The organism is Roseivirga sp. E12 (assembly GCF_017592825.1).
Taxonomy (GTDB): Bacteria; Bacteroidota; Bacteroidia; order Cytophagales; family Cyclobacteriaceae; genus Roseivirga.
Window position 1 is genome coordinate 35,342 of sequence record NZ_JAGFMD010000002.1, and the last position, 12,387, is coordinate 47,728.

At 40.7% G+C, this 12,387-nt stretch carries 13 protein-coding genes and 1 tRNA gene; 10 read left to right on the forward strand and 4 right to left on the reverse strand.

Annotation, left to right across the window (positions count from 1 at the left end; all coding sequences use genetic code 11):
* Nucleotides 1–18: 18 nt before the first annotated feature.
* Together apaG and J4E76_RS07760 are read left to right on the forward strand one after the other, a co-directional pair.
* Nucleotides 19–405, forward strand: coding sequence for a Co2+/Mg2+ efflux protein ApaG (gene apaG / locus J4E76_RS07755; RefSeq protein ID WP_208503491.1), 387 nt, complete (start codon nucleotides 19–21; stop codon nucleotides 403–405).
* Between the two features lie 2 nt (nucleotides 406–407).
* Nucleotides 408–1,175, forward strand: coding sequence for an O-methyltransferase (locus tag J4E76_RS07760; protein ID WP_208502840.1), 768 nt, complete (start codon nucleotides 408–410; stop codon nucleotides 1,173–1,175).
* Here the strand turns inward: J4E76_RS07760 and J4E76_RS07765 are convergent.
* A complete protein-coding gene (locus J4E76_RS07765; protein WP_208502842.1) occupies nucleotides 1,164–1,778 on the reverse strand; it encodes a methyltransferase domain-containing protein in 615 nt (204 codons plus the stop codon). The genes J4E76_RS07760 and J4E76_RS07765 overlap by 12 nt on opposite strands.
* 85 nt (nucleotides 1,779–1,863) lie before the next feature.
* Between J4E76_RS07765 and J4E76_RS07770 the strand changes: the two genes are divergently transcribed.
* From J4E76_RS07770 to pulA, 3 genes are all read left to right on the forward strand, one after another.
* Nucleotides 1,864–2,775: a chromosome segregation protein SMC gene (locus J4E76_RS07770; RefSeq protein ID WP_208502844.1), complete on the forward strand. Its 912-nt coding sequence runs from the start codon at nucleotides 1,864–1,866 to the stop codon at nucleotides 2,773–2,775.
* A 111-nt stretch (nucleotides 2,776–2,886) separates the two neighbouring features.
* Entirely contained in the window at nucleotides 2,887–4,179 is a 1,293-nt protein-coding gene (locus J4E76_RS07775) for an MFS transporter (protein ID WP_208502845.1), read from the forward strand.
* Between the two features lie 10 nt (nucleotides 4,180–4,189).
* A complete protein-coding gene (gene pulA, locus J4E76_RS07780; RefSeq protein ID WP_208502847.1) occupies nucleotides 4,190–6,184 on the forward strand; it encodes a type I pullulanase in 1,995 nt (664 codons plus the stop codon).
* On the opposite strand, the gene J4E76_RS07785 is transcribed toward pulA, so the two are convergent.
* The gene (locus J4E76_RS07785; protein WP_208502849.1) at nucleotides 6,181–6,975 is read right to left on the reverse strand and encodes a PhzF family phenazine biosynthesis protein; all 795 of its coding nucleotides are present in this window, start codon (nucleotides 6,973–6,975) and stop codon (nucleotides 6,181–6,183) included. The two genes, pulA and J4E76_RS07785, sit on opposite strands and share 4 nt — an antisense overlap.
* On the reverse strand, nucleotides 6,956–7,813 hold the full coding sequence (locus J4E76_RS07790) for a DMT family transporter (protein ID WP_370592797.1): 858 nt from the start codon (nucleotides 7,811–7,813) through the stop codon (nucleotides 6,956–6,958). The genes J4E76_RS07785 and J4E76_RS07790 overlap by 20 nt, the downstream gene beginning before the upstream one ends.
* 52 nt (nucleotides 7,814–7,865) lie before the next feature.
* On the opposite strand from J4E76_RS07790, the gene J4E76_RS07795 reads away from it, so the two are divergent.
* Complete coding sequence (locus tag J4E76_RS07795) at nucleotides 7,866–8,309, forward strand: peroxiredoxin (protein ID WP_208502851.1); 444 nt, start codon at nucleotides 7,866–7,868, stop codon at nucleotides 8,307–8,309.
* Nucleotides 8,310–8,350: 41 nt separating this feature from the next.
* On the forward strand, nucleotides 8,351–9,238 hold the full coding sequence (locus tag J4E76_RS07800; RefSeq protein ID WP_208502852.1) for a hypothetical protein: 888 nt from the start codon (nucleotides 8,351–8,353) through the stop codon (nucleotides 9,236–9,238).
* Here J4E76_RS07800 and J4E76_RS07805 read toward each other — a convergent pair.
* Nucleotides 9,222–9,878, reverse strand: coding sequence for an ABC transporter ATP-binding protein (locus tag J4E76_RS07805; RefSeq protein WP_208502854.1), 657 nt, complete (start codon nucleotides 9,876–9,878; stop codon nucleotides 9,222–9,224). The two genes, J4E76_RS07800 and J4E76_RS07805, sit on opposite strands and share 17 nt — an antisense overlap.
* 126 nt (nucleotides 9,879–10,004) lie before the next feature.
* Between J4E76_RS07805 and sucC the strand changes: the two genes are divergently transcribed.
* From sucC to J4E76_RS07820, 3 genes are all read left to right on the forward strand, one after another.
* A complete protein-coding gene (sucC, locus tag J4E76_RS07810) occupies nucleotides 10,005–11,213 on the forward strand; it encodes an ADP-forming succinate--CoA ligase subunit beta (RefSeq protein WP_208502857.1) in 1,209 nt (402 codons plus the stop codon).
* Nucleotides 11,214–11,221: 8 nt separating this feature from the next.
* Nucleotides 11,222–11,295: transfer RNA gene (locus J4E76_RS07815), tRNA-Arg, on the forward strand.
* A 131-nt stretch (nucleotides 11,296–11,426) separates the two neighbouring features.
* Nucleotides 11,427–12,377 carry a hypothetical protein gene (locus J4E76_RS07820; protein ID WP_208502858.1) on the forward strand — a complete coding sequence of 317 codons (951 nt, stop codon included), beginning with the start codon at nucleotides 11,427–11,429 and terminating at the stop codon, nucleotides 12,375–12,377.
* The last annotated feature ends 10 nt before the right edge of the window (nucleotides 12,378–12,387 follow it).

A 12,387-nucleotide genomic window follows, 5' to 3' on the forward strand; every position in this document is an offset into this window, starting at 1 on the left:
AGAAGTAAACAGAAAATGATTGTTACAGCGACAACTGAGGGCATCAAAGTTTGTGTAGAAACAAACTATCAGGCGGAATATTCCAGTCCAAGTCAGTCGCACTATGTATTTACCTATAGAATCACCATTGTTAACGAAGGTGATTACACCATTAAACTCCATAGAAGACACTGGTACATTCACGATGCTAATAATGTAATGCGTGAAGTAGAAGGTGAAGGTGTTGTTGGACAACAGCCCATCCTAGAGCCGGGTGAGAAACATCAATATGTATCGGGCTGTAACCTGAGGTCTGGTTTTGGAAAAATGTATGGCACTTACCTCATGGAAAAAGTGGTAGATGGCCGAGAGTTTGAGGTTGCCATTCCTGAGTTCAATATGGTAGTGCCCTACCTGATGAACTAGTTTTGTTCGAAATAGTCTCCTTTTTTCATTATTGGTTAAACAGAGTCGATGAGCACTCACTGCACTCTCCTTTTGTCTACAACCTGTTCACAGAAGTCATCTCTCGACCAAATGCAAAAGACAATGAGATTGAATTTCTAAGACAACAACTCAGGTATTCAAAAAAGGCAATTGAGGTTGTTGATTTTGGCGCTGGCTCCAAGCTTACAAAAAAAACAAATCGGTCGATAGGTGGCATAGCAAAGCACGCATCGACACCCTCCAAATTCTCGCGATTCTTGAGCAAGACCATTGATCATTTTGGCTTCTGCAATATCGTAGAACTTGGCACGTCTCTAGGCCTTAACGCACTCTATTTGAGCCAAAATCAAAATACTCAGGTCACTACTTTTGAGGGTGACCCAACCATTGCGCAATTGGCCCAAGGCCATTTCGAAGCTTTTGGAAGAAAAAAAGTCAACACTATCGTGGGAAATATTGACAGCACGCTTCCTCAATATATCGATGCTCTAAACCCAATAGACCTAGCCTATTTGGATGCAAATCATCGTTACAGTCCTACTCTTAACTACTATGAGTTAATCCAACCAATGACTCATGACAAAAGCATGATAGTAATTGATGACATCCATTGGTCAAAGGAGATGAACAAGGCTTGGCTAGAATTAAAAGACCGACCAGAAGTCACTCTTTCGATAGACTTGTTTGAGGCAGGCCTATTATTCTTCGACCCTAAATTGGAGAAGGCTGACTATATCTTAAAGTTCTGATGGAACCATTTTCACAAATAATTCACTGCCCTGCCTCGGTGAAATGGAGTTATAGGCCACTTCCATAATATCAATCCGAAAACAATCTGAAAACAGGTCACGGTACTCGATTTCATTTCCCCCGAAGGGAGGCCTGTCCTCAAACAATGGGACTTTGAACATAAGACCGACTAATTGCCCATTACTCTTTAAGAGCTCCCTCATTTTCAAAACATAATCTCTTCTTAGGCTAGGGTTCAGAGCACAAAAGAAAGTCTGTTCGATGATCAGATCGAACTTATCGCTTAGCTGAAAGAAGTCTGCATGGATCAGCTGTTCATTTGGGAAATCAGGAATCCTCTTCTTAAAGGCAGTTAGTGGTGCTAGTGAAATATCAACTATATGAATATTCTTAAAACCATTGGCCCACAAATATTCTGCTTCGTAAGCATTACCCGCTCCAGGGATAAGTATTTTCAGTCCTTTATCTTCTAATTGATCAAAATAGGCTTTCAAAGGACTAGAAACGTATCCTATGTCCCAACCTATCTGATCATTTTGATATTTGTCAGTCCAGAATCCTTCGTTTAAGTCAACAATTGCGCTTTCTCTTTTTTCTGACATTGAATAATTAAAAAAAATGTGAGTACTTCGCCCAATAATTAAATGACCCAGCGTTTTTTAGTTGGTTGGCAAATCCATTAGGATCATGAGTGAAGTAACAGGTAAAAATAACAGAGATATTATCAGAATCGTTCTAATCGTAATTCTGATTGGTGTAGTAGTAGGAGGCGGTTATAAAATCAATGAAGACAGTAAGGAAAGGAAAGCACTCCAGACTGAATATGATCTGACGCGCGAAACGCTAACAACCAAGCTTGACAGTATCTCTGTGGAACTAAGCGGAAGAATATCTGAGATTTCTGAATTAGGAGGAAATATTGACTCATTGATTATTCTAAAGGACTCGATTACCGCTGAAAGAGATCAATTACAAAGAACTAGAGTTGCCAATAAAGCTTTGATCCAAAGATTAGATAGGAAAGTAAATGGCTATGAGGAACTCCTTTTGGCCAAGGATGAAGAAATTGTTCAACTGAAGAAGTTGAATAATGATTTATTGGAGGAGAATAACGTTCTGAAGGTAGATAAGAACGAATTGAATCAATCGCTTACCGAAGCTGCACAGCGAGAAGAAGCCTATAAGCAAAGGATTTCACTAGCCGCCAAACATAGAGCCGAAAACATCCAGATTTTTAATATCAATAGTAGAGGTAAAGAGCGTGAAGGAAACTTTAGAAAACGACAAGCCCAGAAAATCAAAGTCACTTTCAATCTAGCGCCTAATGATGTTGCTCCAGTTGCAGGACACCAAATTTTGATACAACTCGTAGACCCACTTGGGAATGTGATTTTTGATGTGGCGAGAGGCTCAGGTTCTTTCAAAATAGATGGACGTGAGGAGTTCTACACCGCCATGCAAGAGATTGTCTTTGACAACTCGAAACAAGAGCTATCATTTGTTTATGACAAAGGTTCTGAATTTGATGCTGGCGACTATAAAATCATCATTCTAGCGGACACATACGAAATAGGTCAATCCTCGTTCAACGTAAGATAAGGGCCAATACTTAATCGTTTAATAGTGAGTTAACGAGCGTGCAAACGTTCGCATTTCCGTTTCGGGCCGAAAGCCTTATCTTTCTTTTTTGGTTATAGCCCAACCCTCACTATGCTTCCTATTCAGAAGAATTTCACAAAATCATTTTTTGTAATACTCAGTCTTCCGGCAACAGCAATGGGATTTGCTTTGTCCGTACAAATCGCAGCTTTAAGCTGGATTCTAAACACTAAGTTCGGTTTTGACCTGCATGAGATAGGAATTGTCTGGGCCGCAGGACCTCTGGCAGGAATCATCGGCCAAGTGATAATCGGTCTTATAAGTGACAAAGTTTGGTTTTGGGGTGGAAGACGAAGACCCTTCATTCTGATTGGCGGAATGATTGCTGCTTTGATGCTTCTGGCTTTGCCAAATATTGACATCATCGGCAAAGCACTTGGTGTTGAAGAGTTCTTAGGCGTTGCAATTGCGGTAGCCCTCTCCCTAGACCTAGCCATCAATATCAGCTTCAACCCTACCCGATCCCTCATTGCTGATGTGACCACAGAAGGCTCTACTCGCACGAAAGGATATACCTGGATGCAAACCATCTCAGGTTTTTTCGGTGTGGTCGCCTATCTAATTGGCGCATTTGTCAGCAACTATATGCTCATCTATATGGGTGCGGCATTGGTCTTTGTTTTTTCAATAGTTCCTACACTCTTCATAACAGAACCTAAACAGCTGAATGCTAGCGAGGGATCTCCTGATGAAAGCAAGCCGGGTAACACCAACATGCCCGAATTCCTCAAAATATGTGTCGCACATGCATTTACATGGCTGGGTGTTCAGACCATGTTCGTTTATACTTTCGCCTATATCAAAGAAACAATCATGGGCTTCAGCACCTCAGAAACACTAGCTGAGGCTCAGAATAATGAGATTGGGTTTATCACCGGAATCTCTTTTGCGGTACTAAACACGGTTGGCTTCTTACTGCCTGCCTTGGTTTTAGAGCCCATAACAAAGAAAATAGGCAGGGTGAAAACACATATGCTTTGCATCGCTATCATGTCAATTGGTTACGTTCTGATTATACTTTTTGGACAATCGTCAAATATGCTTTTTATCCTTATGGCCGTAGTAGGAATTGGATGGGCAGCGGTGGTGAGTTTGCCATTCGCCATTATGTCTGAAACCGTAGATCAGAGCAGAATGGGACTGTACATGGGGCTGTTCAACTTATCGGTTGTTATTCCTCAGTTAGTAGCTTCAAGTCTTGGTGGTTTTATAGATGGCCAAGCCAACAAGAATAGCATATTCATTATCAGCGCAATTGCCCTAGGGGTTTCAGCTGTACTCTGGCTATTTGTTAAAGACACTCATTCAAAATCCTCTACCCTAAGCACATCAGGTGGGCATTAAACAACACAGCATGAAATTCATCCCGAGAATAGCAGTTCTATTAATCATTACTATGACAGCCTGCAATAAAGCCCCACAGTACGATACATTAGAGGACTACCCAGTTTACGATGGAGACGATTTAGGATTGACCTACACAAAAGAGTTCAGTGTTTTTAAAATGTGGTCTCCTACAGCGGAGGAAGTAAAAATCAATTTTTATCAGTTTGGAAATGGCGGTAAGCCAATGATCTCTTATGGTATGAAGAGGGGCGTAAATGGTGTCTGGTCGTTTAAGAACAATGGTGAAAGTAGTCCCATGTATTACACATACCAAGTAAGACAGAATGGTGTTTGGCTTCAGGAGAAACCTGACTTATATTCTGTTGCCGTAGGAGTCAACGGACAACGTTCGATGATTACCTCTTTGGATGAAACAGATCCGGAAGGATGGGAAAATGATAAAAGACCTGCACTGGATAATTATACAGACATCATTCTCTATGAATTACACATCAGAGATATGTCCATCCACGAGACATCTGGAGCCGTGAACAATGGAAAGTACCTTGCACTTACCGAAGAAGGAACAAAAAGTCCTAATGGGCTTACAACCGGACTTGATCACATAAAAGAATTGGGAGTCACTCATGTTCATCTCCTCCCAACTTTCGATCATAAATCAATAGATGAAACTCGTCTTGAAGAAGCCCAATACAACTGGGGCTACGATCCTTTAAACTACAATGTCCCAGAGGGAAGTTTCTCTACTGATCCATATGATGGCAGAACAAGAATCAAGGAGTTCAAACAAATGGTACAGGCATTTCATAAAAATGGCATTCGGGTTATTCTTGATGTGGTTTACAATCACACTGGTCAAACCGAAGATTCCAACTTCAATCAATTAGTACCTGATTACTTCTATCGTCAAAGGGCTGATGGCTCTTTTTCAGATGCATCCGCCTGTGGCAATGAAACAGCCTCTGAAAGGCTAATGATGAGGAAGTATATGATTGAATCAGTCAAGCATTGGGTAAATGAATATCATATTGATGGGTTTAGGTTCGACCTGATGGGCATCCATGATAAAGAAACAATGAATGACATTAGTAAAGCTGTGAGGGAAATTGACTCGACCATATTTGTGTATGGTGAAGGCTGGAAGGCTGGTGATTCCCCGCTGCCAGATGATCAGCTTGCCCTTAAGGCAAATACGTTCCAAATGGAACAAGTATCTGCCTTTAGCGATGATTTAAGAGATGGTCTTAAAGGCAGTGTGTTTGAGCATGAACAAAGAGGTTTTGTAAGCCAAGGTGGTGGAATGAAAGAGAGTATCAAATTTGGTATTGTAGGATCAACACAGCATCCGCAGATTAATTATGAAGCTGTCAACTACTCTAATGCACCTTGGGCGTCAGAGCCTTCCCAGACCATTAGTTACGTTTCTTGTCATGACAATCATACCCTATTTGATAGATTGAAGATATCGAATCCAGAAGCCTCAGAAAAAGAGTTGATTAAGATGCACAAGCTGGCTGAAACAATTGTACTTACTTCTCAGGGCGTTCCTTTCATTCATGCTGGCATGGAAATGCTAAGAACGAAAAATGGAGAGGAGAACTCTTACAATTTGCCTGATGAGATCAATCAGATAGTTTGGACGCGTAAAGAGGAGTATGAAGATGTATTCAATTACTACAAGGACTTAATTGCCCTTAGAAAGAATCATCCTGCTTTCAGAATGCCTGAAACAGAGATGATTCAAGACCATTTAGAGTTTCTAGATACCCAGGGAGAAAACTTTTTAGGCTATCGTTTAAAGGACAATGCCAATGAAGATTCTTGGAAAGAAATATTAGTGCTATTTAACGGTAGTGACCTAAATAAAACGCTAACCCTGCCAAAAGGCAATTGGTCTTTGGTTGGAAATGGTCAGGTCATAGATGAAAAAGGCATTGGTCGATCAAGGTTTGGAAGTCTTACTGTACCTGCTATGACCGCCTTCATATTAAAGCAGAATTAAAAACTGAGCTCTGTCTCAAACACTTTGATAGCATCGCCACTTAAGATGACCCTTTCCTCCTTAAGTTTTGTGGTCATTTTGCCCGTCCGGTCGGATGCCTGCAATGCTTTAAACTCTAGTCTTTCCATTCTTTTTGACCAATAAGGAGTTAGAATAGTATGCATAAATCCGGTCACTGGATCTTCTTTGATCCCAAGATTCGGAGCAAAATACCTGGAAGCAAAATCATAATCCTCATTTCCTGCCCAAGCCGAAACGATTACTCCATTCACGGCTAAATTGGATATTGCATCTGAATTAGGATTGGTATTCAAAAGAGTATTCAAGTCCCTGAAAATCACAATGAGTTCATTTGGAACTGTAAGTACTTCTGCCACCTCTCCCCCAAATAATTCTTCAAGCCTAGAAACAGCAACATCACGTTCTTCAACTGGGGTCAATGAAGGAAAATCCATAGAAAGACTGCTATCGTAATTCTGAGTCACAATGAGCTCGCCACTCAATGTATTGAAGATGATTGGTTTTTCGGCAGACCAGTATCCCTCATTAAACAAGACATAAGCCGAAGCCAATGTAGCATGTCCACAGAGCGGCACCTCTTTGGCAGGTGTGAACCATCTAAGGTTACAAGAGTCTTTCCCAATTTTGACAAAAGCAGTCTCTGAAAGATTCATTTCCACCGCAATCTGCTGCATCTGTGAATCGGTAAGGGACCTATCGACTATGCATACAGCCGCAGGGTTACCTTTGAATAGCTCCTGTGTAAATGAATCAATTTGAAACAGCCTCATTCTTTTTTCTACTTTTAAATATCACGTTCAATACCACCCCTACCAAAACCGCGGTCATTCCAAGGTAAGTAAGAAGATTGAAAGTCTCATCGAAAAGTACATAACCAAAGCCCAAGGCATAGATTATTCCGATAAAATTGATATTCGCTACTTTGGCCAACTCTTCAGATTGATATGACTTTGTCATGAAGTATTGCGCTACCTGAGTGAGCACTCCAATTCCTAAAAGAATCACCCACTCCACACCTGCCGGCATTACCCAGTTAAACCCTGAATATATGGCTACCACCGGAAGAGTAACAAGAGGGAAATAGAAAATGATGACAAGAGGATGTTCTGAAGTTTTCAGTTTTCGAATCATATTGTAGGCTACGCCAGAAAAGAAAGCCGCACCAACCCCAAGTAAGGCCATCTCTATCGAGATTCGAGTATCGAACCCTTTGATCATGACAATACCTCCAAATGATACTGCAAAAAACAGCCACTGCAATGGGCTGACTTTTTCTTTAACTATCCATATGCCTAAAATAGCAGTGAATATCGGACTCAAAAACATTAGAGTTACCGCGCTCGCTAAGGGAATTTCTTGAAGAGTGGTGAAGAACATAATCAGAGCTATTGCTCCTGCCAGCCCTCTAATCAACAGAATTTTCCTGTTTGTCCCTAAAAGGGGCACTCGTTGATACTTCAATGCCACACCTGACATTACAAACGAAACAATTGAGCGAAACAAAATGATTTCAACAGCAGGAATGTTAGGAACATACTTTATTAGAACATTCATTACGGCAAAAACAAATGTTGCCAATAGCATGTAAATCACTCCTTTTGAAATCACGTGCGAATATCAGTTTTTAGTGTAGATTTAAAAATTAGTAAACCAATTAGTTATGGCCTTAAAAGTCGGAGCAAAAGCCCCTGAATTTGAATTGAAAAGTACTTCTGACGAGAACTTCAAATTAAAGGACAACGTTCCATGTATCATCTATTTTTATCCAAAGGATTTCACGCCTGGCTGTACTGAAGAGGCATGCAGTTTCAGAGATGGGTTTACTGAATTGAGAAATCTGTCAATTGACGTCTATGGTATCAGTAGAGACTCTATTTCCTCTCATAAAAAGTTTCGTGATAAAAATGAACTCCCTTTTCACTTATTAAGTGATCCTAAAGGAGAAGTCTGCAAATCTTATGACGCCTTAATCCCGGTAGTCAAAATACCCAAACGCATAACTTATCTCATAGACGGCAACATGCAAATAAAAGCTGTTTATGCTGACCTATTTGGATTTAAGAAACACCTAGACAGCATGATTCGAGAATTAAAAATTGAATAAAACTCAAAATTCTTCGTTCGAATTATAAATTTGTACCTCTTATGCACAAGAGTCTCATGAGGAAAACCATTCTATTGTCTTTCTGTCTGTTGATTAACGGATGGGCAATGGCACAACAGTTCGTGACTACTGGAGATTTTGATCGAATCTCAAAGGCGAGTATAGGCTTTGGTCTAAATACCTATATTGGAGAGCTCAGAAGGATTTCTGACTCTCAATTTCAATCGGGTGCAAGTGTAAGCCTTGGCTATGAGCACCTTTTTACGGATAACATAGCTATAAGAACTTCGTTTAGCGTTTACAGAATACAAGCGGATGATTCTCTATCTCCAATTGCAGCCAATAAGCAAAGAAATATAAATTTTAAGGCGGTCAATGTCGAGTTCGTTGCTCAAGCAATGTACTATGCCTTTCGACATCCAAGATCTGGTTACAAGGACAGGTCTTTCATAAATCCCTATTTTCACTTGGGGCTTGGTATTACCTCTAACAATCCCAAAACATCTGTTAACCTTAACGATTATAAATTGCGACCACTGTCGCTAGAAGGAGTTCAATATGGGGGAATTGCTATGGCTATTCCATTTGGTGTTGGTACTAGTATTTATGTTTCACGATACGTGGACATTCAATTTGAGGTACAATACACCATTGCACTGACAGGATACTTAGATGATGTTAGTGGTGTTTATAGGGACCCATCATCATTCAGTGATACTAATGGCGTGGACGCTACCACCTTGGGCATTCTATCCGACCCACGGGTCACACTTTCTCCTCCTTTAGCTCCAGTTTCCGCAGGGACGGCCAGAGGGGACTTATCAAATGATGCATATATGAGATTTGGCTTTAGAATAGGATACTACTTGCCAAAATCGCTTTACGGAAAGTCTTCGATCCGCTGTAAGGTGGTTAAGAGGACGAGATAGTTCCGTCAACTATCTCAACTTTTCTATCAGACATTTCTGCCAAATCATGGTTGTGAGTTACTATCACAAAGGTTTTTTTAAGCTCATCCCGGAGTCGAAAAAAAAGACCATGAAGTTCTGCTGCATTCTTTGAATCAAGATTGCCACTGGGCTCGTCAGCAAAAATAATTGCCGGATCGTTGATGAGTGCTCGTGCTACAGCCACACGTTGCTGTTCACCACCTGAAAGTTCCGAAGGCTTGTGATCTAATCTCCCTGTCAAGCCTAATATTCCCAGAAGCTCATGACCTCTTTTTCTTACCTCTTTTTCAGGTCGCCCCCCGATAAACCCAGGAAGGCATACATTTTCCAAAGCAGTAAATTCTGGAAGTAAGTTGTGAAATTGGAAGATGAACCCAATCCGCTCATTCCTAAAATTCGCTAACTGTTGGACTGATAGCTGAGATATCTCCTTGCCATCAATAATCAGTGAGCCTATATCTGCTAAATCAAGTGTACCTAAGATATGCAAGAGAGTGCTCTTACCCGCTCCGGAAGCTCCTACAATAGAAAGAACTTCCTCACTTTCAACATGGAGATCCACCCCTTTCAAAACATTCAGGGTTCCATACGACTTTCTAAGATCAGTTGCTCTTAACATTGGCAGATTGATAACTAGTCAAACATAATGATTAATGTCGTATTGTTCTCAAATCCATCTATGTAATAGTGGGAATTCCCTTGTTATTATAAGCCCAAAGATTTAGCTTCGCACAAAATTTTAGACATGAATATTCACGAGTACCAAGCCAAAGAATTACTTAAAGGATACGGAGTTAAAATACAAGAAGGTATTGTTGCCGATTCTGCAGATAGTGCTACTGAAGCCGCTAAAAAACTTAATGCCGATACTGGAACAAGTTGGTATGTAGTGAAAGCTCAGATTCATGCAGGTGGTAGAGGAAAAGGACAAGTTCAAGAGACAGGTTCCAATGGTGTGGTTTTAGCTAAAAGTTTAGATGAAGTCGGACCAAAGTCAGACGCAATTTTGGGAGGAACCCTAGTCACTCACCAAACTGGTCCAGAAGGAAAGAAAGTCAACAAGGTATTGATTGCTCAAGACGTTTATTACCCTGGTGATTCTGAACCAAAAGAATACTATTTATCAATTCTACTAGATAGAGCTAAAGGCTGCAATGTCATAATGGCCTCTACAGAAGGTGGAATGGACATTGAGACTGTAGCTGAAGAGACTCCAGAGAAAATCATTAAAGAATGGATTGACCCACGAGTTGGACTTCAGGGATTTCAAGCAAGAAAGGTTGCCTTTAAGTTGGGCTTAGAAGGACAAGCCTTCAAAGAAATGGTGAAGTTTATTTACTCTCTTTATACAGCATATGAGGATAGTGATGCATCACAGTTTGAAATTAATCCTGTATTAAAAACCTCAGACAACCAGATTTTAGCGGTTGACGCTAAAGTCAATTTGGATGACAATGGCCTTTTTAGGCATAAAGACCTTTTAGAGCTTAGAGACATTACTGAAGAAGACCCATCTGAGGTAGAAGCTGGCAAGTACGGTTTAAGTTATGTAAAACTTGATGGTAATGTAGGTTGCATGGTCAATGGTGCGGGCTTGGCAATGGCCACTATGGATATTATCAAGCTATCTGGTGGCGAGCCTGCCAACTTCCTTGATGTTGGGGGTACAGCAAATGCTGAGACAGTTGAGGCTGGCTTCCGTATTATCATGAAAGACCCTAATGTTAAAGCTATCTTGATTAATATTTTTGGCGGTATCGTGAGATGTGATAGAGTAGCGAATGGGGTGGTTGAAGCTTATAAGAAGATAGGCAACATTGAGATCCCTATTATTGTAAGGCTTCAGGGCACAAATGCTGAAGAAGCGGCTAAAATCATAAATGAAAGTGGTTTAGCAGTACAATCCGCAATTGTCTTGAAAGATGCGGCATTAAAAGTACAACAGGCTCTATAATAAAGTCTGCACCCGTAGCTCAACTGGATAGAGCACCAGATTTCGGCTCTGGGGGTTGAGGGTTCGACTCCTTCCGGGTGCGCAAAAGTCCTCAATAGTAAATTGAGGACTTTTTATTTTTGCCAATTAGTTGTAAATTTGAGCTCCTCGACCGAGATTTTTTTGCTCTAACCCCGTCATTTAATTAGTTTTGTATTAATTGAGTTTATCTCGATGAGAAAATTTGCTTTCATCTTTTGCCTATTTTTAGTGTTTGCTGAGTTTGCAGACGCTCAAAGCTTCTACTCTAGAAGAAGAGATCGTCTATGGATGCTCTCCTATGGCATCGGATACTCTTTGTATAATGGAGACATGTACGATTTCTTGTACGATGGCTTCTCGGCTGCCGCAAACCCCACTATTGGCGCTGGAATAAGAAGAAAGTTTGGATCACAGTTGTCCCTCAGATTTGACGTAAACTGGTATCAACTTGGTGGCAATGATGCCGAGGGTGGTGCAAGTGCCATAATTAATCGGCCAGCGGGCAGGGCTTCGGGTGAATCTGATACTCGATTCATTAGGAACCTTAATTTCAGAGCTAGGAATCTGGAGATGTCATTAATGGCTGTTTTCAATCTGATCCCTGTAGACGGAAGCTATACAAGAAGACCAATTGTAAACCCTTATTTAATGTTTGGTATTGGGCGTAGTACCAATCGACCAAAGACATACCTTCCTGGTGAAGCAGGAAATTATACTGTTAATCTTTGGGAGATCCAGACAGAAGCGAACGCACCAGTATCTAGCTATCCAAAGACTGTAACAGTGATTCCGTTCGGAATTGGTGTTAGAATTAAAGCTAGTCGACAAATAGATATTTTATTAGAAGGGGCTAGGCGTTTTACATTTACAGACTATTTGGATGATGTTGCTACAGTATACCCTAGTGTGGATGAGATTATTGAATGGAATGGAGGAGTTGGTTCACCACAAGCTCAGATAGCCTTACAAATATTTGACAGATCTGTAGAAGGAGGGTTTGAGCAAAGGCGCCCTGGCGATGTAAGAGGAAGGGAGAATAATGATGCTTATTATATTTTTCAAATTAGACTAGAAATGTATTTGCCCGACAACTTCCTTTCGGAATTATTATCATCATCTCGAAGAAAGCCGAAATTTAGATAACCCAATAAGG